This is a genomic window from Pseudoflavitalea sp. G-6-1-2 (assembly GCF_012927185.1).
GTDB lineage: Bacteria > Bacteroidota > Bacteroidia > Chitinophagales > Chitinophagaceae > Pseudobacter.
Genome location: NZ_JABBGB010000002.1, coordinates 622254 through 647716, shown reverse-complemented (window position 1 = coordinate 647716; position 25463 = coordinate 622254). Strand labels below are relative to the sequence as shown.

The following is a 25463-nucleotide window of genomic DNA, read 5'->3' as shown; positions in this document are numbered from 1 at the left end:
TATGGTTGGTGGCTATTTTGATTTGTTCTCTTCTTTTTTGGGTTCGTCTTTTTTCTGTACCGGTTTCTCTTTCTCCGCACCTTCCTCTTTTTTCTGCACTTTCTTTTCCTCTTTACCTTCTTCTTTTTTCTGCACTGGTTTATCTGCGGTCTCGTCTTTCTTTGCTCCGCTGTCGCACATGGTCTGGATGGTTTTCTCCTGTATGTCCTTATCGCGCTTCATCCGTTCATCGTTGGTTCCGGTTTTTTCATCTTCCTTCGGGGTGGCCAGTTTCTGTATGTTGCTGATCTTTTTGCGTTGTACGGAAGAGCTTTGAGCAGCAGCCGAAGCGCGTTGCTGAAAGAAGGCGTTTTTCTGGTTTGCTTTCTTCTCGTGTTGTTTTGAGAAGAAGCCCTCTTCTTTTGAATCTTCCTTTGGTTTGGGATTTCTTTGCCGGTATACCCTCGATGAGTAAGACATAACAACAGATTTATCAGTTTAATAATTTTTCGTACTGGTCGTTGGTTTCAACAGGTGGAGCTTGGGACGGTGTTAATCTTGTGAGGAACTCTTCTGCGAGTAACTGGTAATCCTGTGCGCCATGTGAATGTTTGTCGAACTGGAAGATGTCTGTGCCCGCCTCCTGTGCCTTGGCCAGTTGTATGTTCGACCGGATACTTGTATTGAACACTTTGTTCTCGTGCAGTTCGGACAAGGCTTCGCGCACGCGGAGGTTCATCAGTTTTCTTTCATCGAAACGGGTGAGTACAAAACCCAGCAGATTGATGCGGTTGTTCAGTTTCTTCTTCACCATTTCAAAATGACGCATGAAACTGTGAACGCCTTTCAGTGGAAGGAATTCTCCCGGAAGCGGCATCAGTACATGATCGCTGGCCACAAGTGCATTCACGGTCAGCAATCCGATAGCATGCGGGCAATCGATAAAAATGAAATCGTATTTTGAAACGAGTGGCTCAATCAGAATCCGGAGAATATGTTCGCGCGAATAAACGCCTACCAGTTCCATTTCTGCTCCCGCCAGTTCTATGCTCGATGGTACAACCGATAAACCCGGACGAATCTCTACAATTGCATTGCGCAGTTCGCCGTCCTCTCCGCTCATTTCTTTTTTCAGTTCCGTGTAGAGGTTATTCACTGGTTCTTCCTCAATGCCGAAACTCTGCGAAAGGTTAGCCTGCGGATCTGCATCGATGAGCAGAATATTCTTTCCCATTCTCTGCAGTGCTGCTGCGAGATTCACCGTGGTGGTGGTTTTGCCTGAACCTCCTTTCTGTATGGCGATGGATATGGTGCACATAACAATCGGTTATTTATGCATGAGTGATTATTGTTTGCTTTTCTCATAGAGTTTGCTGAATGCCTCATAATGTTTTTTATGATGGCTGAAATCGAGGAAGGGAAAGGATTTTGGAAGAAGTTGTACACAACGATGCAAATACTCATCGATCAGATCCAGCCTGTCTGATTGAATGTTCTTGTTAACGGTAAGATCCCTGATGCCTTCTTCCAAATGTGAAGTCACGTGCAACGACCAGCCGATATAACTAAGCCCCTTATTTTTTTGAACAATCAACGCCGGATCAACATAAAAATATTGCCAGCATCTTACTGCTGCTGAATCGGTAAGCGCATCGATGTATTCTTCATAAGATTGAAAGGGGAGAGGGTATACCAGCCCACTGTCATAGAAGTAGAACTGGTTGGGGAATTTTTCTTTTTCCAGTATCACGCATCCGAATTGTGGTGTATAGATCCCACTGTTCTTTGGGGTAGGGCTTTCTATCCAGCGGAGTTGCTGTAACAGCGCTTCATCCGGCAGTTTCCCTTTTGCAGTTTCTTTAAATTTGTCAGCACTTTCCTGCCAGAAAGGATTGTTGAATTTGAACAGATTGGAAATGCCGTTGAAGGCAAATCCCCCTGATAATAATCCTTCCTTTGGTTCCTGCTCACTGCGGTTCCATCGCAGTATGCAGGAGGTAAGATGAAAATAATCTATCTGTTCTTTGCTGAGGGCTATCCCATAGGTAGTTTTAAATTTCTCTTTCCTTTGCTCATCCAGCTCTTTCGTTTCATCTGCTCCTCCGGAGAACAGCGGGTCGAGCGATTCGGTGTCCAGTACTTCCACATCGATGTTCACCGATTTTTTGCGGATATTCTGCAGGAATGTATACAGGTTTTTAATTGCAGGCATATTGATTATTTTTTCATAATGATATTCAGGTCTTCATCTAACAATGATTCTAATATGGCAAGCTCCGCTGGTATGCTTGATTTGTCGAAATCAACCAGTTTGGAGTGACTCATCTTTTCTTCGATATCATCAAAGTCTTTGTAGTCTCCCTTCTTATTTCTGATACGCATCAGGTTCATTAAGAATCTAATTTGATTCTGTTTGCCGGACATCTGATAGAAAGTTTCCCAACCGGTGCTGTTGACATTGTATTGTACTGTGTCTGACTGTTCCGGTGGTTTCTGGCTATTGGTGGATACCTGGCCGCCATTCAGTTTGTCGCTGGCATTATCAGGGTTTACATATCCCCATTCAACACTGATGGAATTACCGAAATTCTTGATATTGGTAGTTTCCGGATGCATCGAATATTTCACATTGTAGTAAAGCACTTTGTTATATCTCTTGTCTTTGGAGTCTGCTTCTTTCATTTTGATCAGTTCGGTCAATGCTTCATCAGCCTTTTCCTCAATTCCCGCCATCGCATCATTTGCTTTACGATCAATGATAAAGAGATTCGATCTGTCGCTTCCCAAACCTCCAAAACGGTAACTCACCTTGTGCCCTCTCACCCAATCTCCTGCATTTTTGTCGGGCTTGCCCTTTGCTACTGATTTAGCTTTATTGAGGTTGGCTGCATGGTCCCAACCATCGATCCACACAGTGTCTTTAGTGCCTTTTCTTCCTCTGCTGGTTAATGGATTGGAAGAAGCGAAATCGCTCTGAGATGTGTCAACTACCGTGTTTCTGGAGAGTACCGGTCTCGGTTTCTTAGGCTTCTTAATCGGATTGTCTTTTGCTTTTTGTATATAACTGAAGTCCCAGGTTTCACCACCGTCTATGACCGAAATATTGTCAACAACATCAGGGAAATCTTTCTTTACATCGGCTGCAATCTGATCGGCATCGCTACGCGTTAATTCACCATCTTTTCCTTTTTCATCTCCTTCATCATCTATTTCTTCAATAGCTGCATCGATCGTGTTCTTGTCGTCGTCTGAACCAAAGAATCCTTTGATGGTATCCAGCAAAGCTTTTGCCTGCTTCGCCAGCCAATCGAGTCCTTCATCCACTTTGGCACGGATGCCTTCTACTACTTCTTTCACCTGGTCGCCTATGCCATCGAGACCGAGAACATATGATAGTAAGGTGATAGCCACGGGCACTGCGCCACCCAGCACTTTCTCCATACTTTTCGACGATTCTATGATATCACCTTTAATGATATTACCAATGTCGTTGATGAATCCATCGATGATTTCCAGTATCTGTCGCAGCTGATTGGCCAGTCCCTGAATAACATTGAACACATCTATAATGGTAGTGATCACTGCCATGATGCCCGTAGGATCGAGCTTTTCCGCTACCCACTTGATGGCTTTGCCGATGATGGTGGTTTCAATCCAACCGGCAACACCATTGAGCACAAGATCCCAGAGGTTGGAGAGTTTCTCTTCGAGTTTGTCTGCAACACCAGCAGGACCATTTTCGAAAAGATCAGCGAGCCAGTCGAGTGCTTGTACACCTTTGTCTATCCATCGTTTCAGTTTTGCTTTTAGTCCTTTCTTGCCGGTAACTTCTTCAACCTTTTCGAGAATCTTGTCGAGTGTGATGCCGAGCAGGCTGCATATGAAAATGAATACTTCTTTGAATGTAAATTTCTCGGGAATCTTGATGCCCGTTCCCTGAAGCTGGCCAGTGATCCATTTGCCTACTCCATTCATGAGGTGCGTCCAGATATTGTCGAAGAAGAGGCCGAATCCGCCTTTCAGCGCTGCGAGGAAATTTTGCAGGAATTTGAATGGTGCGTTGATGATATCCTTTATCATCTTGGCTCCCTTCTTGATGATACCTGTTACCAGTTTCGGAGGAACCTTCAGTATTTCGAGAACGGTGCGATAGAATGTCCAGATAGCGCCGATAAGATTTCCATCCACAAATACCTGCTTCAGTCCGAACATAGCGGCGCTCTTCAGCTTTTCCCAGATATCACCAGCGGCCATGAGTTGCTGGAAGAGCTTGATGCGGCAGAGGATCTGCTCGATCAGGAAATTCTTGATCGGTTCTTTGATGCAATCAGGCAGCATCCACCAGACAGGGCCCATCAGCAGATCAGGCAGTTTGCCGAGCAGGTTGCCCAGCACATCGATGATCTTCACCAGCAGATCGAGAATTGGTCTTGCAAATTGAGAGAGATAAACCAATCCGTCTCCGATAGCTGCAAAGATGCCCTGCACTGTATCCTGCGCCCAGCTTACTATTGAGTCAACTCCTTTCTGCAGCCAGTCGATAACGCCGGCGACAGGGGAGAGTATGGAGTTGGCACGAAGCGAATCGAAGAAACTGTTTACGCTCGATCCGATATTGCCGATCTTGTCTGCAACCCATGTACCTGCTTCGATGATGCGGCTGCGCATTCTTTCTATCAGCTGCAATACTGCAGGAAGTATCTGATCGCGAAGACTTACCTGTGTGTTCTGTTGAGCGATGCCATCTTCTTCCATCGCAGTTCCCATGGCAATGGCTTTATCGAGCCATTCGTTGATGGTTTCCCTGAGGTTGAGAATGGCTTCGAGCGGAATCATTTCCCTCACCTTGTTGATGAGTGTACGGATAGGACCGAACACAGGCTCCATTTCTGTTTTGAGTGCATCCCAGGCCTCGCTGGCTTTTCGCTGCACCCATTGAATGAGACCTTCTTCGCCGGTTTCGTCGTAATTGAGTCCCAGCTTGCCTTTGAGCCAGTCCCATGCTTTGGCCAGTGTTTCGCGGAGTGGAGCGAACCAATCCCAAATTCGTTGGCCCATGTCTTTGATGCCATCCCATACATCGCCTGCGAGTGCTTTCACCGATTCTATGAAAGGCGCTCCGTAGGATGTCCAGAGACCTTCGAGGAACTCAACAGCCGGTGCAAAGAATTCTGTGATCTTGCTCCATGCTTCGCCGGCCAGTGCAGTGAGGATTTCCTTCATCTGGTCCATGGCCTCGAAGAGCGGTTTGCAATCTCCTTTGGATAACGCCATGATGATGGTGCGTGCTTTCAACAGCAGTTGCTGGAAGGTAGGACCGAACGAACCGAGCATGCCTGCATTGTTCATCAGGCCGTCGAAAATGCGGCTGAGTGCAGATTTGAGCAGGTCTTTCAAAAATTCGAGTATGCCTACCTGCGATATTTTTCTCACCAGCGCTGCGCCTTCCGGAGAAATTTCTTCGAGTACATCCCAGAAGAAATCTGCACCCATTTCAATTACATTGCCCGCTGCGTCTACGAGTTGCCCACCGGTGGCATCCCATACTGCTCCCATGCCACTGGCAACACTGTCGAGGAAGCTGCGCTGGATATGATTGGCTCCTGTGAGTGGTGCTCTTTGTACGGGACCCTCCTCATTCTTCTGACTGCTGGCTCCCTGTTGAATGGTGTGAGTGAGTTCGTGCGCCAACAGGCTGTTGCCCGATTTGGAACTGGTATCGTATTGACCTTTGTTGAAATAAATATCATTGCCATGAGTGAAGGCTTTCGCTCCCAAATCCTGATTCATTTGGTTGGCGCTGCTTCCCGTATGCACGCGAACGCCGCTGAAATCCGCTCCGAAGCTGCTTTCCATGGAGGAACGTGTCGATTCGGGAAGCGGACTGCCTTTGCCTTTTTCAGCACCTAGTCTGCTTTCGAGATCCGAGTCCGATGAAGTAGGTGACTGTTTTCCATCCTCACTTTTCTGCACTTTTTGTTCCTGCTCACAGGATGCACATTTCATCTGCACGCCATTGCCTTCGTCGGATGGTTCTGCATTGCTTTCAAATATGGGCTTGCGTTGCAACTCGCCCTGCATGCCATCTTTCTGTTCCTTTTCTTTTTCTTCTTTTTCGCATTCAGCACATTTGGTTTGAACAAATGGCGTGATATTGAAACCGGCATTGTTGGGTTTTCTCTGAACTGTTTCTTCTGTGCTCATTCGCTGCACTACGCGATCGGCTACCGAGTCTGCTTCTTTTTCGTATTGATCATCGGCCTTACCGACGGTAAGTTTTGCCTGAACGCTGCTGCCGTTTTTCGATTGAGGGAAGAAACCACCTTGTTTTGCGGATGAGCCAAAGAATCCCTGCTCACTGTCTTTTGAGAAGAAGGGAGTTTCTTTTTTGGCTGGTGTGGCCGCTGCCTTGGTTTCAGCGCCTTTCATGCATGTTGGTTTCTGTGTATGGTTGGCAGGTTCATCTCCATTCTACCTGCAGGTATTCTTTCATCCATGGTAATTTGATGATCGAGATGTTCCAGGGCAGATAGTCGAGCAACATATCGATCGGACCTGCCTCCACCTGAAGGTGTGGCCTGTCGTTTCTGGTGAATAATTTTCCGGGTCTTTGCAGGAATGTTTCACGCAAACCTGCGTTGGAAGTTTTCTTCAGTATCTCCCATTGTGCAATGGCTTCGGTGAGCAGTTCTTCTGCCTCACTGGTTTCCTGATCGTTTAGTTCTATATGATTGTCGATGCAGGCTGACAAAGGAATACCACAAAGCAGCTTGGGTATCACCAGTTCATATTCTTCGGAACTGCTTCGGCCTGTTGCGAGATAATGCAGCAGGGATATGGCTTTCAGCGTGCTGTTCTCGTCTGTGAATTTCCCGTTATTCAAAAGCCCTATATTATTGAAGAAGGGTTTGATGAATGGTGCGAGCAATACAATGCCTGCATGCTGCACAAAAATTCCTTCCTCGGTGATCTGCTCCGCAAGCGCTGGTGTATCGGTATTGCTGATGGTTTTGTTTGCTGCTGCGGGTTGATCGTTGTGCGTGATATTGATTTGTATTCCGGTCTGCAGCGGATCCGATGGAGGATTGCTTGTTGCCTTTTGCTGTGGAACCGATGCCGCCGGTGGTTCCTGTTTCGGAGCAGGAGATGGCGTTTGCTTGCCCGCTTCTTTTTTTGCTTCGGGCAGTTTTGCCAGTTGGCTAACCAATGGCAATGACAGCGGCAGTTTTGCTGTTACAGTTTTTGATTGTAACAGTTGTGCTGCTTCCTTTGGTGTGAAGATGCTTTCGATGATATGTGTTGCAATCGCCTCCGTAGAAACTACCGCCGCTGCTTGTGTGGAGATAGTGCTCAGCACTGTTTTCCAGATCCTTCGTCTTAGTTGTATTTCAGTTATCCCGGCGAACGACTGAGTAGACGGAATGGCTGCAACCTTGATGATTGCTGCTATTTCGTTTACGTAGGCTATCAGCTGCTGTTGCTTCTTTGCTGTAAGAACTTCGGTTAGATGGAGCAGGAAAATCTCATCATGCTGCAATGCAATCCGTTCTGCAATCACTGCATTGTGGCGGATCTGCTGCCGAAGTTCCTCTGAAATATTATAATCGGTGGCTACCGTTTCGAGTATCTGCTCAAGCCATTTTTTATCAGGAGGCGTAGCATTCCATGGAAGATATCCATGCTGCATGTAATAGATCCATTGCCTGAAAATGCTGATGGGACGTGCTCTTCGGATTACATGAGCGGAACTTTGCTGAGCTGTTTTGCTGCTGGCAGCCGATTGCAGTTGTTCTTCGATACTGCTGATCAGTTGCCGGATGCTGTCGCGGTCGGTGAATGATTTTTCAGCGAGTACGCCAAGATCCAGTTCGAGTTTGTCGATAATGATATCGTTGTCGCCATCCGATATCGCATTGAATATTTTTTCGAGTGCAGGAAGCAGTTCATTGTAATACAGCATACTCATCCGGTGCTGGATGTCGAAGGCATCCAGTTGTTGATCGATGGTGAGTTCCAGCACCTGTGTTTTGATGATATGCTTCATGTTACTTTTTTATGCCGGTGAGCAATTGCCTTACCTTGTCGAAAGCCATATCCGGACTATATTTCCTGATCTCTCCATGATCCCAGAATTTGAAGAGCTCAGCCATGTTGATACCTGATTTCCTAAGTTGTTTGAACTCCTTGTTCAATACTGCGATCTGTTCGTAGTCTCCATTGATGAAGCAAACAGTATCCATGAAATAACTGATGCCTGCCTGTATCAGCGCTTCCACCTGCGCGAGATTTGTTTTTGCAGGAGTGATGGTCTTCAGGATCCTATCGATCAGTTTCTCCGTTGTTTCAAGGTCCGGAGACTGCTGTTGCAGGAAGCTATTGGTTGCCAGCGCGGCTTTCCCGGTAAGAGCATCTGATTGCTGTTCTTTAACCAGATTCACATATTTTGTTCGCCTGCGATTGAACACCTGCTCTTTGGTATCGCGTTGAGCGGGTTTCCGGATCGGTGGCTCTTCAACAGGAGTAACCTTTTTGATGTCGGGAACTTCTGTTGGTGTGGGAATCACCGTTGCAATTTTCGTCCAGCAGAAAAGCTCTCTGATCTTGGTTTGTACAGTTACACCTGCACATGCAGCATCTTCTTTAGGTGCGCAGGGATCTTCCTGACTTTCATTTTGAATTGGTGCAGGAAGGCAGGCTGTACAAGGATCCATCGGATCAAACGCTGAATGGAACAGCAGCTTGCGCATGTCGCAGGTGCTTACGGTATTGCATCCCGGCGCTTTTCTGATACCCCATCGGCTCCAGTTTTTGTACTTCGATTCGAAGTCGCAGAAATCGGAAGGCTTCAGCCAGAGTATCCTTAGCAGCACATGCGCCGGTACTTCGCGATAGAGCAGGTTTTCGATCAGCAAACGATTGGCAGGTTTGCTGAACCGTTGCGGCCATGCAGGCAATACCGCTGTTACAATGAATGAATATGGATCACGGCCGGGAATGAATTCGATCTCAGCATTCTGATCGGGACGCATATCCCGTTGATTCGATTTGCGCCAGGTGAGATCGTGACAGTCGGGAAGTGGCTGGCAGCGCTGCTCTTCACAATGGCAATCTTCTTCGCATCTCGGACGAAGCAGGATATTCTCTATTACATGCAATCCTTCATTATTGATCAGTTTCTTTGCGCGGGCAATGGCATCACAATCCATTTTGGGAGATGTGTACCACTGCGGATTGTATGCAATCACTGAATGCTCATCTTCCTCTGTGCAACTGCAATTCAGTTTAATCCCAAATGGACCGCAATCACAATCAAATACCGGTAGATAGTTTGCAGCGTTGGCAAGGCATTTACTGATATTGCCTTTCTTTTCCCATGCTTTCTGGCATGAATGGAAGGACTCACCGGATTTCCAGGCAACGGTGCAATTGTCGAAACAGATCTCCCACACGTATGTATTCTCCTTTGTTTTTACAACAGGATAGGAGCAGTTAGTCTGGCATATCAAGGGCTTCCATTCTCCAAGATCCATCGACAGATCCATTGGCTGAATGGTTCTTAACAGCCGCTGCTGATTGTTGGTTACTTCATAAATGGGAATGCCTCTTCCATATTCGAACGCAGAGAAATTGTTCAGTACTTCGAAGAAGAAGTCTGCTTCGCATTGATATGGGTTTTCCTTTACATCCTTTTCGGTAATGATCTTTGCAATGCCTTTTCCGGATGCATTCCTGAGTTCCCAATTGGTTTTCCCGTCCGGAACCAGTTCCGGGAATTTCATGGAATCAAATGCAGCGCCGTATTTGATCAGCCTGCTTCTGGCCTGCTCGCGTTTTGCTTCTGAATCATACTTCACCGGATGAATGAGGCAGGTGTTGCAGGAAACCTGAAATGTGTACACGCAGTGTGTGGGATCGATATATGGCTGAAATGCGTTTTCAGTCTGGGTTGTACAAATGAAGGTTTCAACTTCCCGCCACGCCTGATCTTTCGAGGCAAACCTTTCTTTGCTTTCTGTGAGCACTTCGCGCAGCACGATCTGGTAATGACAACGGTATTCGACTTTTGTACAGAGATCCTGACAAACGAAGAAATTGCCGGGGTAACGAAGCAGCAGTCTGAAGAACTGGAAACGCTGCATGGCCTGGTCATGTGTACCAAAGTATTGAAGGCTCTGCCAGATCTCATTGCCGTCTTTGTCGTGTAATACAAAATAATAGACAGGGTCGCCTTCAGTCTTTTTAGCGCAGGTTGTTGACGTGTTTTTATCCCGCTCATCTTTTTCGCATGGGAAGAGTTGATAGAATTCGTCCTGGTCGCGGGTTGTGTACCTTACCGGATATCTTATTGCCATGGCAATGATGTCGTCTGCAATGAGTTCCGGATACCAGTTGTTTCTTTCTGCTGTTTGTGCCGGCACAAACATCACGGACCTGGATTGAGAGCAGACATCGTTTCCATGTTGTACAGTTTCTTCGGGACTGATGAAACGGTCTTTGCCGTAGCTGGCCTTGTCTCTTGCCATGTGCAGAATAAGATGGATGTTGGCGCTGAATGCATCGAGGGCTTCTTCTTTGCTGGCGTATCCTTTTACACTTTCAAGAAACAGTAAGTCGGTTGTGTCTTTTCCAATGATTTTTGCTCTTAACTGATAATGATACCAGATGGTACTGGAACCTTCATCTTTTCTTTCGCGGAGGATGTTATCTCCGGCGGGAACAATCTCCGTGTATTGGTAGGAGAGTGGTTTTTGATAAAGCAAACGCTTCTGTCTTACTACATCATCAAACTCAGTATCGTTTTGTGTTGGCTTGTAGACTGCATGATAATTGTCTTTGTCTACCAGCCGGTATACATATTTCAGATCGTTATTGGAAACATCGTTTGTAACAAAACGATCGAGTGCTTTCGGGGAATCCGATTTGAGTACGGCCGCGACTTCTTTCTTCAGTTGAAGCTGCTTTTCTATTCCGGATGCCGGCTCTTTTTCTGCTATCGATCCGCGAGGGTCATAAACACAGACTGTTGATTTCGCATCCTTTCCTGTGGTCAGCGACAGCTGTTTGTTATGTGTGCTGATCTCCAGTTTGCTGATGGCAGCGTAAAATGCAGTGGCAGATTCATTGGCTTTATCCGCACTGTCGAATTCGGTGGAACACTGAAACCGGTACTGCTCCTGTGGCTCGTAGCCGAGGTTGTAACTGAACGTCCAACGATAATCCTTTTCGTATATGGAGATGAAATACTGGTACTGCTGAACAATACTGCAGATATTTTGTGCAGCGAGCATCGCTTCTTCGGGACTATTGAAACTGGCTTCTGTTTTTGCAATGGGTTTGTCGTTTTGCAGCACCTGCAATTCATAAAGCCCGGTTTTCTTATTGGGTTCCGGTTTGAACTGACTGATGTCTGAAAGCTGTACCAGCAGTGCTTTGCTGGCATTGGCAGCTTCATCGTGGCTGCTGTATTCCGGAACCGATCTTACACTGAAATTGTTTTCGGTGTCGAGCAGTTCGAATCTGAATTTCCCTTTTTTGCCAACGATGTTGTCGTCGATATCTATCTTGAATGCATCGAGATTGGTGAAGCTCAGTTTGTCTTCGCCGTTGTAATGGAAATGAATGTTTTTGAATGCAGGATTGCCTTTTTCCTGCTCCCATTGAGACGATTGAATGATGGTTGCAGCCATCTTGCTTTCAATGAAAGCCTGGGCTTTTGTCAGATCCGGAAAGTGTTTTTTGAGAACAGCCAAAGTATTGCCTGCATGATCTTTGATCAGGAGCTGGCGAATGGTTCTGCAAACGAAAACATCTTTTGGTTCCGGAGCGAAAGTGAATAGATCTGCTAATCCTTTTCGTACAGCAATAGCATGATCCCTGTTGTGCAGCTGTTTGTTGTAGATCAAAGGGAATGATGAATCCCGGTGAATTCTGAGCGGAGCGATCACTGCCTGCTTTTCATCGGGCATGCTGATGTTTTGCTCATTCGTAAGCGCTTTGAGAAAAGCGGCGGCTGTTTCAGCAGCTGTCTCGCGCGAATAGAATTTTTCAGGTGAACTGAATTGAATCAATCCATGTGCCAGTCGTATGTCGATGAGATAGTATTCTTCAAATTCATCCACTGTAAAATGACAGAGGTGATGCCGCCTGCCTTCAGACATGCCCGCCAGCGCAATGGCTCTTTGCTCGAAGCCGGATAGATTATGATTATTCCATCCATCCTGCCAGTAGTTGTAGCCCTTGCCACGGTTGCTGCTGAGTGCAGGATACTGTGCGAGGAACGCTTCTTTATGTATGATATCTTTTTGGGTAAGTTGCTGCTCTCCAAGAAACCCGAAGGAGAGGAGTGAGAAATCTGTAAACTTCTCCGCAAATCTGGAAAGCAGGTGATCGAGAAAATCCTGACGGCGGCGCTGGTACAGGTTTTCGTCTTCGATAATCCTCTGCAGATACTGGCTGTAGCCAAACATTTTATGTTCCAGCTGAAAGCCATAACGGTCGTTGGGTGTTTTGAAGCTGCGATAGTTTTCAGAGAATCCTGCTGCGTATTTGATGGACCCTGCGGCTTGCTTTGCCTGTTTCTCGCTGTCGTAGAATTTATAGCTCACCAGTGCGAGGTCGGCAATGGATGAGAAGAAACAGAAGAGCCAGCATTTTTCGGAGATGGAAATCAGCAATGGCGAAAATCCATCATAGAGCATATCCTGTTGCAATACGCCGGTCAGCGCTTCACATTGCCATTTGTCTGAAACCTCGTATGGGATAAGGTAGTTGCTGCTTTTGTTGTTTTGAATATTGCCGGATCGTATGGCGTTTTCCAGTTGTTTTCTTTTTACCGGAATGGCCAGCACACTGCCTTCTGTGCCCAGATCGTTGTTGCCTTCTGCTCCTGTATTGAAGCGGATCAGTTTTTCAATATCGGGTACGTCGTTGAGCTGATTCAAAAAATAGGTATGTCTTCCGGAGGCCGATGCTGGCGAAGAAAATGCAAACAGCGATCGGATATTCTGTAATTGCGAAAGGTAATTGGCGAGCAACTGATCGAAGAACAACAGGTATCCTTTCAGTTGATATGCCTGTGCTTTTCTTTTGTCGGGCGCATCAGCAGGTAGTCCGCCTTCACTGATGCCATATACTCTTGGAAACTCGTTCTGAATGGAAGGGAAATCGCTCAGCTCTGCACGATACGCGCCTTGCGGAATGGCTGCATCGAGATAAGGCGAAGGCATTTTGTACAACACTTTGCCATTATGTGTAAAATCGATTCGGAACAGTTCATTGAATTTTTCCGTATCTATTTCCACCGGCATTCCCTGCGTTTTGAATTTGAATGCAGAGCAGGCGGGAGAAAAATCCGGGACATGGTTCTCCGGAATGTTCCATACCCAGTGGCTTGAGCCTTTACCATCGCAGTTTTCGAGCCAGGCAAGGTTGCTCACGTTCCGCACTCCGGGTACATCGAGAATTACATGATAAACATCGGAGAGATGGATCTCTTTTCTCATCACTATCGATTCCAGTTCTTCCGTATCCACAAAACCATGGCTCGATCTGAGATCATAAGGCCTGCCTGCAAAGATCTCTTCGATGCTCTTCGATTTGTCTTCGAGCAATTGACGGAGCGTATAGAATTTTGGTGCAGGAGAAAAAAAGTTCCGGAGCGCTTCCACTACTTTGGTGTACACATCTTCAGCGTCGGCATTGAGCTCCAGATCGATATCGAGACAAAGGCCGATAGGTTTCTTTTTCAGCACGATCAGCTGATCGAAATCTTCACAGAGATTTCTGTGGGCCATGAGTTTTTCATGGATGGTTTTGATCAGTGCGGCCTGTTCCTGCTGGTCTGTGATTGATTTTGTATCGTAGTTCTTTTCGAACTCGATGTATACTTTGTACAATCCGTTGTAGCAGTCTGCGCAGTATGGATCGATGTGTTTTCTTTTTTCAGTGCAGGCGTAGAAGCTATCTTCGAGCCACGCATTTTTCACTCCTTCGATATCCACCAGCAGTTTTCTGAAATCGGTGATGGTAAGCGGATTGCAGGTGAGTATCTCTGCCGGCGTGAAAAAGTTGTTCTCTTTTGATTTGTCCAGCGGATTCTTTGCAAACAGGTCTTCGATGGGAAGATGGGTACGATAACCAAGATCCATCAGTGCATAACAAAGCACTTCGAGTATGGTGATGCCGGGATCATGAGCATTGTGATCCGTCCAGATCTTGCCGGCCAGTTTGCCAAGATGATCGAGCCCCTCGGCACGCAGCGCTTCCCAATCGAGGTATTCAGGGAATCCCGTATTGAGTTTGCTGATGAATTGTATGTTCGGATTGTTTTCTGGCATAATTGCAGCTTAGCTGTTAGGAGTGGATTTGCATTCGATGAATTGCACCGGTCTGATGCTGTCTGATGTATCGCCCCATTTTTCGCGGGTTACCGGTGCGATGCAGATATCGATGTCACCTGCGATGAGGATAGATCTCGGTGTAGCAGGACAAATAGAAACCGGCGCCTCCTTTTCATCTGCCGGATATGTTTTGGTCAGTTCGTGCCGCATGTTCAATGCAAGAATGAAATCGATGTAATCCAGCGATTCGAGAAACCCGATGATATTGGATCGGTTAACGCATTGGCCAAACGTGAGTTTGTAGCTATACGGATCGCCGATTGCCCATGGCGCCATGAATGTGCGGATATCCATTGCCAGTTTCTCTTTGTAATAATTTTCGTCTTTACCTTTCATCAGGCGAACCTTCAGGCAGAGATGGATCTTTTCGTATCTGGGATTCATGCTCCGGAACCGAACGAAAGGAGAGGTGCGCTTTCTCACATACTCATCTATCTTTTCCAGTAAGCTCACCGGTGCCTTTGGCTCAAAGGCATTGCCTGCTTTGAGTTTGGTGAGATCCGGGATCACAGCCAGCAGTACATGGCCGGGTGCATACGGGAAATCGTTGATGTGCTCGTGCGCATTCAATCCCAAACTATGGTTGATGCATTTTGTTTTGAAGATCTGCGGAAATGCATCGAGCACAATTCGTTCGTAATCGAACTTTTGATTGGCGCGTCCCTTATGACGAAGATGCTCACTCACGCGAACGTAGTAGAGTTGTTCTTCCTCTGGTATCTGTCCACCAAACGACTCGTATGGCTGCAATATCTTTTTCACGGAAGCATCGGCAGTAACCAATTTGGCGATCTGGTTTGCATCAAGTGGCTTGCTCAGTCTGAGTTTGTCGTTCTCCGGCGTATTGGTGAAAGTAGCGCGGATTGCCTGCGCGTGAATGCCGGTTGTCTCACTCACCAGTTTGCTGTTCTCCGGAATAGTTGCTTTGATCCAATGAAACTCAGGTGGCATGATGGTATTGCCGGTGGTAATGTTTTCCGGTATGGCAAACTGAATGATACCTGATGTGGTAAGGTTTTCAGTAGCATCGTTCAACACTTCAAATCCGGTACGGAGTGGTTTCCATACATTGCTTTCGAGATAATGCCAGTACACTTTTTCCTTGTCGGATTCTGAATCTGCAGTGGCTTCAGCCAATTGAAAAAGAATACTGAGGTTGCTGCCTGGTGTGAGGTTTTCCAGTCCGAGGTATAATGTGCCTTCGTCACAGAATGTAGGCAGCATCATGGGCGACAGCTTTATTACTTCATGTTTGAATGTGTTTTTGAATGGATACAGGTGAATGAGATCGATATCTTCAGCAGATGCCGATGCTTTGTAATCGATGCCTATATTGGAAATGGTAGGTGTCCATGGTTCCTTAGGAATAACGGCGCCTCTGGCTTTGAACATGGTGATATTGTTGTTGGTGTACACCAGCCAGTCGTGTACCGTCTTGAAATCTTTGTACAGCGTTGAGTCTTTCAGTTCATCCTGATCCGCTGGAAGTGGTGGAATGGGAGGCGGTGGTACAGGCAGTCCTACATTGAACATGGCCATCCACACATTGTCTGTGATGTCCACGGTAAATGGTGGAGGCTGCACTTTCACCAGATCGATGATCTCCGTAATCAGCAATTTCAGTGCAGGATCGGCATCATCTGATTTTTTCTTGATATCCTCCAGTTCGTCGAATAGCTTTTTGGGATCGATGATAATGATGTCGTTCTTGTCGTTGATGCCATAGTATACCGCACCGTCAACCAGTGATGGTGTGGGAGCAGAGAGTTTTCCCTCTGCCGATAGCTGGCGCGCCAGTACTATCGGATAATCTGTATGACGGAAGTCCTGGCATCTGAGGCTTAGCCGAAGAAAGCTGTTTCTTACGCTTGTGTCTAATTTCTTAACTCCCTTGTATGGTGCATATTCCCGTGGCTTCTCCGGTAAACCAGTAAACCCAAGATGTGTGAAATGAAATTGATTGGTGTATAGTGATTTAAAATGTTGTTCGTCTCTGAAACACCTGATTGTATTAATGTCGGTAGGCGGATCTGGAAAAAGCGGATCAAGATTGTCTTCGATCTTCGTTTCTTTTACCAGCTCTTTTACTGGTCCTTTATTCGTTTGTTTGATTACTTCTTTTAATACTTCTGTTTCACATTTTTTGTCGCCATCGTTGGGGTACCAGTTGCCATCCTGCAGTATATCTGTTTTCATGAGGAACCTGGCTGTTTCTATTTTGTCGGATACTTTAACAATGTTGCCGTTCTCGTTCCTGTTTTCGGTTTTGTACGCTTCGTAATATTTGTCAAAGTCTTCGGGTTTATCTTTCCAGAAAACATTCACCCAAACATCTGACCATTTCTTCAGGAATACTTCTTCTGAACCGATATAGAAATTGGAATTGATCTTAGGCCGTACACCGAAGGCATAGAACGGACCGCTGGGGTCCATCAGGCTTTCATCGTTCTGTACGATTATTTTTTTGAGACCGCATACCCGTACGTCGATGGTAGTAGTCGGAAGCAGCTTTACCTTTTTGAAGAAATGATAAAGTGATACATCGAAATTGTCTTCAGCCGGATCGCGTTTCAGACAACACTTTTCCTCTTTGTTTTTGGTGCTGAAATTTGTTTTGTAATGATCGTCCAGTTCGAGCTTTACCAATGGGGCGGAGGATTGCAGCTCTTCTTTCAGCTTTTCGTTGTCGAAGAATGTTACTGCAGGTTTATCTGCATTCAACACTGCTTCAACAGTAAGTGTGAATTTTTTTGATATGATTTCTGATACTTTGAAATTGAGTGCCGGCGTATCACTTGGACTGATCCATTCTTTCTCTCCGCTGAATACCAAACTGAATGGTGTTCTCTTTTTGAAGAACTCTTTAACTACATCCAGCGTAGGGTCGATGTTTATTTCGAAATCATTTGCCAATATGATGGTGTCGAAGCGGAATTTCTCTACAGGGCAGTAGCAGAATGGCTGTAAAGGATGTTTGTTAGTTGGGGAGGGTTCAATTTTATTATTAGAAGTAAGCTGCTGCCGAAGGAAGTTTGCCTTTTCTTCACTCAACCCTTTTTTTACTGCTGCTGCAATCAACTCCTGACTTACATAGTAATATTGAGTATTGAGTGCATCCTGCAATACTTCACGTGGATATTTGTCGTGGCTCTTCGGATCACTGGGGTCTTTGGGAATAAAATATGTGACTTCGTATCCAAGATCATTGGGGTAATTGAAGTTTTCCGGACTGGTGGTGCCTGCTGTTTCATCGCAGCATCTTTTTGTTTCAGGATATGATAGCTGCTTCAGGCTGTCGCAGATATTTTCCTTGATTTCACATTGCAGATTGATGGTAACAGTGCGCACGCCTTCCTGCATAAACAGTACCGGCGAGGCGAGCACAAAACCCAGTCTGCTATTGGGATACGGCTTGTATTCTGTTGAACCCGGCAGCTGGTATTTGCTTTCTTTGTTGCCGAGTGTGTAGTAATTGCGAACGTCGGTCTGGAAGTCTTTTTCTACACCGTCTGCCTTTGTGAGATCGGGAGCCATGTAGAGACCTTCGAGCAGATTCTTATCGCCCAATGCCCGATTGTTGAGGTAGAGTGCGCGAATATCTTTCACCTGTGCGCGGTTCACCACTATTTCGTCGTCGAAGGCAAACAACACTTCCTGCTTGTTGATGTCTTTGCCATCTTTTACAAGTAATCCTTTTTCGAGCAGGTATTTATCGAGTTCTTTCTGGATCTCGATCACAATATGCACTTTGTCCGGAACGGCCTCTTTAGGTTTGATTCGGAGAACAGATTTGTAAAAATAATCGAGGTGTTTTCGGGTGAAGCCATTCAGATCGTCCTGCAGTTTGGTGAACAGTTTCAGAAAAGCAAAGAGGAGCGCGAGATGTGGAAGATGTTTCTGATGCAGTTCATCTTTCAACGGATCAAAGCTCTGATCGAGGCTCAGCTCCGCCGATTTTGTGAGCACTCTGATGGGCTCGAAAAATGCACTGAAGAGATTGGTGGTTTGATTGTACAATTCAGACAGCTGATCGCAGCCAGCCGCTTTATCCAGTGCTTTTACCTGCTGCTCAGGCAGGGCAGAGTTGCCGATATTGAAAGTGTCGTTGCTCAGTATCTCTCTGAAATCGATCGCTTCCAGGTTCAGCACATTGGCGGCCATCCGGTTGAGTGCAATGAATTGTATCAATGCCGGACGGATCTTGTCTTTGATGATGCTTTCGAATACACGTTCAACGGGCAGTCCGCTTCCCTGGATCTTCACATACCATTGGTAGATGCGTTTGATAGTGTTGTAGTAGATGAATCTTTGCATCAGCTGCAAACCCGCAGTGGAAGGGCGTTTAGCGAATATGGATTTGTATAGATCCAGCTGTTGCTGTACCGACTGATAATTGTATTTGATGAGACTGGCGAGCACAAATGGAATGCTTTTCTCGAAGAAGGGCTTCCAGTCGGATATATTGAGTTGATTGTCGTAATGGTTGATGTTGCGGCTGAGCTGATAGAAATAGTCGAGCAGGTCTGCCATTTTCCGGGAATCGATCTTTGCGTTCCCGGCAAGCAGATTGTCCATGATGCGCTGCCGCTGACTCACTCCCTGTTCGTGCTGAAAGGGGTGGGGCATGCAATTGCAGAAGCTCGCCTTTTGATCGATATTGTGCTGTTTCCCCGCTTTCATGTTAAATTCTTTTCAAAAACTTTAGATGGTTTTCAGTGCTTCATTCAGGTAATAATCATACACGTAGTTGAACCTTGAATTGGTGCCGGGTATGGTGTATTCTACGAGAATGGTGAACCTGCCTTCGATGAGATCGAATGAGTCGGCTGCTGTGATCTCGATCTTGTCTGCGATGATGCGCGGCTCGTAATAGAGGATCGCATTTGTTACCAGTTCTTTGATGTATCCTCTGATGGTGGCGTTCATCGGTTCGAAGAGATAGTCCTGCAGATTGCATCCGTATTTCGGTTGCATCACTCGTTCTCCGAGGCTGGTACTGAGCAGTATGTTGAGACTTTGGTTGATATCCTGCACGGCACTCACCATTTCCACGGAACCCGCTTCAATGCTGAATTCCGGAGGGAAGGCCCATCCTGTACCGAGAAAAGAATTGAATAAATTGTCGTTCATCCTGATTGGTGTTTACTGGTTATCCTCCGATGATCACGGTAGGGAATCCTGTTACGATGCTGCCTCCGTGTGCTGTGAGATCGCCCTGCCGGGCAGCGGGCCGCCCTCCGATGAGCACGGTGGTGGAGCCCTTGACGATGGAGTCTGGCGGTCCTGCACAAACACAGATGTCAGAGACAACTGCTGCCGGCATACCGCCGATCAGTACAGTGGGCACACCCGGACCAGCTATTGGTCCGCCTACATGCGGATTAGGTGTAGCGAGAGGGCAGGTATGCAAATCTGTTAGTCGTGCTGCTGCTGGCATAATATTTTGGTATTGGGTTAATTGATTTTTACCGGTAATCCTGTTATTTCATTCGGGCCTTGTGCTGCCAGTTTCGCAACTGCTCCTTCGATACTCACATTCGCATCTGCTTTTATGGAGATGCTTGGCCCTCCGATACTCAGTGTGGTGCCTGCTGCGATGGTGAGCGCTGCACCGGCTTTAATGTCGATGTTAGCCGGACTTTCCATCTTGATCCCCGAAGGCTGCATGGTCACTTTGTTATTGTTCTGGTCTTTGATCTCGATCTTCGATTCTTTCTCGTCGAGTGTGATGCTGTTGCCTGCCGGTGTATCTATTTTGATGGTCTTCGTATCGTCGTTGAAACTGATATGCATTTTGGACCGAGTGGTGAATCCTTTTTCGTGATTGGCATCTGAACCCTTGATGGGAGCGGCTTTGGCGCTGCTGTGCAACATGCCGAGCACCACTGCATCGCGGGGATCGTCGTTGATGAAACCTACAATCACTTCATCACCGATCTCAGGCCGGAAGAATGCACCGCGGTCGCTGCCTGCATCGAGAGAAGCCACGCGCGTCCAAATGCCTTGTGCGGCATTGTCGATCACCGGGATCTTCACCAGTATGCGATCCTGTCCGTCCGGATCACTTTGCAGTTGAACAGCGATGCCGATCTGCAATCCACGAATGCCGCCGATGAGCCCTGCTGCAGAACGATCATCGAGATCGTCGTTGTGTTGCTCTGCATAACGACGCGGATCGAGTCCGAATTGAATATTTGTTTCCCAGGTTCCATCTGCTATGTCGTGCTTCACTGCTGTTACACATGCATTGCCGTTGAAGCGTGCGCCTACGCCTGTGATCTTCACCATGTCTCCGGGATGTACGCCTTCAAATCCTGTGAAACGTGCACGTCCTCTGATTTTGGCGAGACGGCTGCGCATCATCATTCCTTCCGTCCAGCTTTGCAGTTCCTGTTCGAGACGATGACCGCTGTGATGAACGAAGTATTTATCCGGACTGGTTGCATTGGCGATATCGCTTCCCGGAATATTGCCGTTTTCATTGAACTGCACAGTAGAGCTTTCTGTTTTGAAGAGCTGCTGATTGCTGTAGTCCCATGATGTGGCTTCGATGTTTTTGAACTGATAGCGGGCATCCATCTCTGCTTCGAATTCCTGAATGGATGATCCATAGGCCACTTCCATTACGGATGCTGCTTTTGTGTTGGGTTTGAAAACCTTAACAGTGCCATCATCCGTTAAAACCAGCATGGCATTGGCTTCTGCGCGAAGCAGCAGAAAATCCCAGTCGGAAATATGATGCTGCACCAGCTCCTTGTGTTTGAGACTGGTTTGTTCTGCATCGGATTTCAGTTTGTAGGGACTGGTGAGCTGATCTACCAGTTCATTGTCTTTAAGGTTGTTGAAGTAACGGCTATGCCGTCCGATGGTCATGCGGATAGCTTCGTCGTGACATTCGATCTGCAATTCTGTTCGGCCCTTCTCGCGGATGCGGATGGCATGTCGCGTGATGATGCCTTTGAAGAATTGCTTGTTGTTGCCATCACGTCCAACTTTGATGATGATCTTCTTGCCCGGAATAAAATCGTTCTTCTCACTGATGGCAAAAGTTTTGTCGGCCACTTCTCCGTCGCGGATCACCAATTTCGCCATGGAGATGCGGTTCACTTCTTTGAGAATGGAGAGGGAGAGCACCTGATAGAATGCTTCCATTTCCTTTCCATCCAACAGAATGGTGAAGGTGGCAACATCGTGCTGCGCAGTATTGGTTGTACTGACTTCTGCCATTATTCTTCGGTTTTATTGAAGGGTGGGAAGATGAGTTTGTCTCCGGTTCTCAGCTTTCTGATGGTGGTGAGATTGTTCACAGCACCCACCTGCAGAAAGTATTTCGAATCGTTGTATATGTTGAAGGTTAGCAGGCAGAGCCGGTCGCCGGTGTGTGCAACCCGCTCGTGTGTGAGATCGGGCGAGCTTCTTTTCATTTCGCCTTCGCGTTTTTTCTCGCTCAGGTATTTGAGAAAAGTAGCGCCGATTTTGATTCGTAGCGGCGATCCGTCGGGATTGAACAAAGTGTAGTTGATATCCAGCTGCGATAACACGCAGGGAAAGGTGAATTCTTCTCCCCAGAAGATGGTGAGAAAGCGCGGGCGATGGATATCGCCCTCCATGAAATACACGCATTTCTGAAACGCTTCCAGCTGTTGCTTTACAGTTTTCTTATCATGCGAAGCATCATAACCTTCCAGTGTTTTGGTGCCGTCGAGAATGATATCGAGTTTGAACTGTTCGGGTTCAGTGGAAGTGTAACGCGGATCGGTGCCCTGTTGTCCGTGTCCCTTATTGGTATCGAGATTTACTTTGTAATTCTGCGTATACGTTTCGGGATTGATGGGCACTTTGAATTCACCGAGTTTCTGTGTGAACTCTTTATCCTTGTAACTCCAGATGGTGATCTTATGGAGGCTTCTATCTGCCATGTTTGTCTTTGATTATTTCCAACACTTTTTCAATGCATGCTTTGACGAGCTCATCATTAGCAGCGGCAGGAGCCGTGCTCTGAGCGGATCCTGCGGCATTGCCACTCTGCGTAACGGTGGCCCTGATGATCAGTTCGCGCACTTCAATTGCCATGATTATGGATTTTGGAACAGCAGGCGGTTGTAATTCAGTTCCAGTGTCTCTATCAGCACTTCGCCGCGTTCGGCATTGAGCTCGCCGATCTTCCAGCTTCTTGGCCATACATTGTTGATGGTCCACTTCAGCATGGGTTTGTGATCTTCTCCGAGAAGCATGATATTCACGGTTGGGATCACTTCGATCTGCTCTTCGTCGAATGCTTTTTTCAGCCAGGCGGTGAGTTTGCTGTCGCTGGGTTTGAGCAATCCGCGTTTCAGGGTAAGCGGACCATACTTCCTCCTGGTAGGCATCACATGCTCAAAGCGGTTTTCCCCTCCCTCTTTGATGGATTCCGTATCCATGGTGGAATCTAGCCCGGTCACCGATTGAAAGCGCACATCGATGCTTTCACCCGGAATGGTGCTGAACTCAACGCTGAAATGAAAGTTGACGGTCTGATAAAATGTATTGGGACTGTTCTCTGCCATACTATTCTGCTTCTACAATTTTCAATCCTTCGTGTACGAGTTCCATTGTTTCGATGGCTACTTCATTGCCATCGGCTTTGAGGTCGGTGCTCTGGATCTTGCTTGGCCATGCGTTCTCCAGCGTCCAGGTGATCACCGGTTTGTGCTCTTCGTTCAGCAGCTTGATGGTGATATCTCTGCGGAACACAGATTTGATCTTGTTCTTCTCCTGAAACTTGGCGGTCTCTCTCCAGAGTTTGAAGAATTCAAAATCCTGCAATACTGTTCCCCGTTTCAGTATCACGTTGCTGTATTTGGTGAGGCCCGGTTGCTTGTGTTTGTTGTAAGTGGGGTTGATGCCTTCGCGATATTCGATCACTTCCGTTTCGAAATCGAGGCCGGTTACTTCGGTGAAACCCATACGTGTACCGCCCCAGCTGACTTCGAAGTGAAACTTCGGAAGCGGATATTTGAAATTGTCTGCCATACTATGCTAGTTTATTGAATGATGAATGTGTTGAGCAGATTAAGAACATCTGCCTTTCGGATCGGTGATGGTAACTGCATCTTTTAAACTGCTGATGCACGATGCAATGGCTTCCTTGTCTTTGCTTGCATTGAGATAATTCTGCGAGTCTGTATTCACTTCGTCTACAGATTTTTTGTAGCGATTGATCACCCACTGCGTGTATTTGTTGTCTGCAACCGGGAAGCTGAACTGCGGCATGATCTCGCAACTGTCGTATCCGCCTGGCGTACCGGGCGTTTGACCAGCACCACCTTTGTCGTCGTTCTTCTCTTTGCATGGATCGCAGGGTTGTTCATCGTCTCCTGCGCAATTGAGGCGGCATTGCCACTCTTCGAGGATGCACGACAGACCGAATGGTGTGCATACATCTTCGTGCACCATGTTGGCGAGTCGGATGATGTCCATGATCTGACGGATGATGTCTTCTTTTGTTTTCAGCACCACGTCGAGACTGGCTTTGTAAGATTCGAGACATTTCATGAAGCCTTGTCCGGGTACCATGATGGATTTATCGAGGTACTTGATGCAGTTCTGCAACGATTCGTATTTGGCGTTGATCTTATCCAGTTGTGAATAGAAATCGCGGATCATGCAGAAGAGGATCTCAACAGCTTTCACGGTGTAACCTGAGTTGTTACAGATCTTGTCCACCTGTGAAATGATGAGACTGAACTGCGAGCAGATATCTTTGGATTGTTCGTCGAGCTGCAGCAATCCATCCTGCCATTTTTTGAATCCGTCCCTTCTTCCTTTGCTGAAGTCGAGTTTGGCTTTTGCCTGAATGGCCTCTTCACTTTTTCTTCCGAATTCATCCTGCTTCTTTTTCAGCTGATCGCTCCAGCTGTCGTAGCAGCAATCGCAACCTTTGCCGGGATCTTCGCCGGGGTCTTTGAGGCAGCAGCTGGCTACGCTGTTCTTGCCCACCTGATCCCAGTTGGCAGGAATCGGTTCGTATTTTTTGCAGTTTTTATCGTTGGATGACATATTGATAATTTTTTCTTTTGGTGATGATGGTTAACAGTCCTGCGGCTGTGGCTGCTTATCAGGACAGGAACTGGTTTGCACGTCTTTGCAGATCTTGCAGATATCCTTCTCGCAGTTCTCCAGTCTCTTGCCGCAATCGCATTCGTCGATCACGCAATGGCAATCGGCACAGCAGTAGAATTGAACGGCATCGCGTACGCCTTCGAAGTCGCTTCGTTTGCCATAGAGTTCCACTTCAGTTTTGGCGAGATCTTTTTTGGATTTCACCAGATCGTCGAGTACAGTTTTGAGATCTGTTTCCGATTGTTTGATGCTGTCCTGAACCTGCTTGTCGAACTTCTTGATGCGATCGGACAGTTCAGTCTGCAAACCATCGAGTGACGTGATGTTGGAGAAAGTCTGAATGCCGGCCACATCGAGCGAAGACTTGAAGATGGAGTCGATGTCGAACGAAAGATTCGAAGGCATGCAGATGAGTTTGTCGATCACATCTTTCACGTTATTGCACTGCTGCGGTCTTTCTTTCTGAGGCTTTTCACCACCACCGCTGCAATTGTTGGGTGTTTCTCCCAGCAGTTCTATGATCTGTGAGCAGTTGCAGATATCGTCTTTGCAGTCGCGGAGTTTGCAGGCTGCTGCGCGCAGATCGTAGGTTTTATCTTTTACATCCTTGATGGATTTGGAGAGTTTCTTCAGTGCGTCTGCGAGCAGTTTATTGCTGGCGAGATAATTCTTCACACCTTCTTTGATGGAGTCGCCGGTTTGCAGCAGCTCTGTGGTTACCATCAGAGAGAGGTTGCGGTGAATGCGGTAATGTCTTTCAGTCCATACGAACCAGCATTGTTTGTCGGCGATGAGGCCGTCGAGGCTTACTTTTTTTACTTCGAGTTCGGCCACTTTGCCTTTCAGTTCGTAGACTTCTTTGCAGTAGTCGTCTCTGAAACGATTGATGGTTTCTTTCTGCGTTGGTGATGGCAGTTCAACGCATCCGCAATCGCCGGACTGTGTGTTTTGAGATTGATTATAACTCATAGATTAGTTGTTTTT

16 protein-coding genes are annotated in these 25463 nt (G+C 46.8%); all 16 read right to left on the bottom strand.

Going from position 1 to position 25463, the window contains the following annotated elements; translation table 11 throughout:
- Positions 1 to 12: 12 nt before the first annotated feature.
- Genes HHL16_RS12320 through HHL16_RS12245 form a run of 16 tightly spaced genes read right to left on the bottom strand, consistent with a single transcriptional unit; the run spans position 13 to position 25448 of the window.
- Entirely contained in the window at positions 13 to 459 is a 447-nt protein-coding gene (locus HHL16_RS12320; RefSeq protein ID WP_169425497.1) for a hypothetical protein, read from the bottom strand.
- 13 nt (positions 460 to 472) lie between these two features.
- Complete coding sequence (locus HHL16_RS12315) at positions 473 to 1297, bottom strand: ParA family protein (protein WP_169425496.1); 825 nt, start codon at positions 1295 to 1297, stop codon at positions 473 to 475.
- Positions 1298 to 1324: 27 nt separating this feature from the next.
- Positions 1325 to 2191 (bottom strand): hypothetical protein, encoded by an 867-nt coding sequence (locus HHL16_RS12310; RefSeq protein ID WP_169425495.1) that lies wholly within the window; start codon positions 2189 to 2191, stop codon positions 1325 to 1327.
- Between the two features lie 5 nt (positions 2192 to 2196).
- On the bottom strand, positions 2197 to 6408 hold the full coding sequence (locus HHL16_RS12305) for a DUF4157 domain-containing protein (protein ID WP_206022403.1): 4212 nt from the start codon (positions 6406 to 6408) through the stop codon (positions 2197 to 2199).
- A 31-nt stretch (positions 6409 to 6439) separates the two neighbouring features.
- Positions 6440 to 8023, bottom strand: coding sequence for a contractile injection system tape measure protein (locus tag HHL16_RS12300; protein ID WP_169425494.1), 1584 nt, complete (start codon positions 8021 to 8023; stop codon positions 6440 to 6442).
- 1 nt (position 8024) lies between these two features.
- Positions 8025 to 14315 (bottom strand): hypothetical protein, encoded by a 6291-nt coding sequence (locus HHL16_RS12295; RefSeq protein WP_169425493.1) that lies wholly within the window; start codon positions 14313 to 14315, stop codon positions 8025 to 8027.
- Positions 14316 to 14324: 9 nt separating this feature from the next.
- On the bottom strand, positions 14325 to 19058 hold the full coding sequence (locus HHL16_RS12290) for a hypothetical protein (protein ID WP_169425492.1): 4734 nt from the start codon (positions 19056 to 19058) through the stop codon (positions 14325 to 14327).
- A gap of 21 nt (positions 19059 to 19079) precedes the next feature.
- Complete coding sequence (locus tag HHL16_RS12285; RefSeq protein ID WP_169425491.1) at positions 19080 to 19508, bottom strand: GPW/gp25 family protein; 429 nt, start codon at positions 19506 to 19508, stop codon at positions 19080 to 19082.
- A 19-nt stretch (positions 19509 to 19527) separates the two neighbouring features.
- Positions 19528 to 19815 (bottom strand): PAAR domain-containing protein, encoded by a 288-nt coding sequence (locus HHL16_RS12280; protein ID WP_169425490.1) that lies wholly within the window; start codon positions 19813 to 19815, stop codon positions 19528 to 19530.
- A gap of 17 nt (positions 19816 to 19832) precedes the next feature.
- Complete coding sequence (vgrG, locus tag HHL16_RS12275; RefSeq protein WP_169425489.1) at positions 19833 to 21605, bottom strand: type VI secretion system tip protein VgrG; 1773 nt, start codon at positions 21603 to 21605, stop codon at positions 19833 to 19835.
- On the bottom strand, positions 21605 to 22297 hold the full coding sequence (locus HHL16_RS12270) for a hypothetical protein (protein WP_169425488.1): 693 nt from the start codon (positions 22295 to 22297) through the stop codon (positions 21605 to 21607). The genes vgrG and HHL16_RS12270 overlap by 1 nt, the downstream gene beginning before the upstream one ends.
- Positions 22287 to 22451, bottom strand: a complete 165-nt coding sequence (locus HHL16_RS12265; protein WP_169425487.1) for a DUF5908 family protein — start codon at positions 22449 to 22451, stop codon at positions 22287 to 22289. Before HHL16_RS12265 ends, HHL16_RS12270 begins: the two co-directional genes overlap by 11 nt.
- 2 nt (positions 22452 to 22453) lie before the next feature.
- Complete coding sequence (locus tag HHL16_RS12260) at positions 22454 to 22924, bottom strand: phage tail protein (RefSeq protein WP_169425486.1); 471 nt, start codon at positions 22922 to 22924, stop codon at positions 22454 to 22456.
- Position 22925: 1 nt separating this feature from the next.
- On the bottom strand, positions 22926 to 23390 hold the full coding sequence (locus tag HHL16_RS12255) for a phage tail protein (RefSeq protein ID WP_169425485.1): 465 nt from the start codon (positions 23388 to 23390) through the stop codon (positions 22926 to 22928).
- Positions 23391 to 23429: 39 nt separating this feature from the next.
- Positions 23430 to 24416: a hypothetical protein gene (locus tag HHL16_RS12250; protein WP_169425484.1), complete on the bottom strand. Its 987-nt coding sequence runs from the start codon at positions 24414 to 24416 to the stop codon at positions 23430 to 23432.
- Positions 24417 to 24446: 30 nt separating this feature from the next.
- Positions 24447 to 25448, bottom strand: coding sequence for a hypothetical protein (locus HHL16_RS12245; RefSeq protein ID WP_169425483.1), 1002 nt, complete (start codon positions 25446 to 25448; stop codon positions 24447 to 24449).
- Between the last annotated feature and the right edge of the window lie 15 nt (positions 25449 to 25463).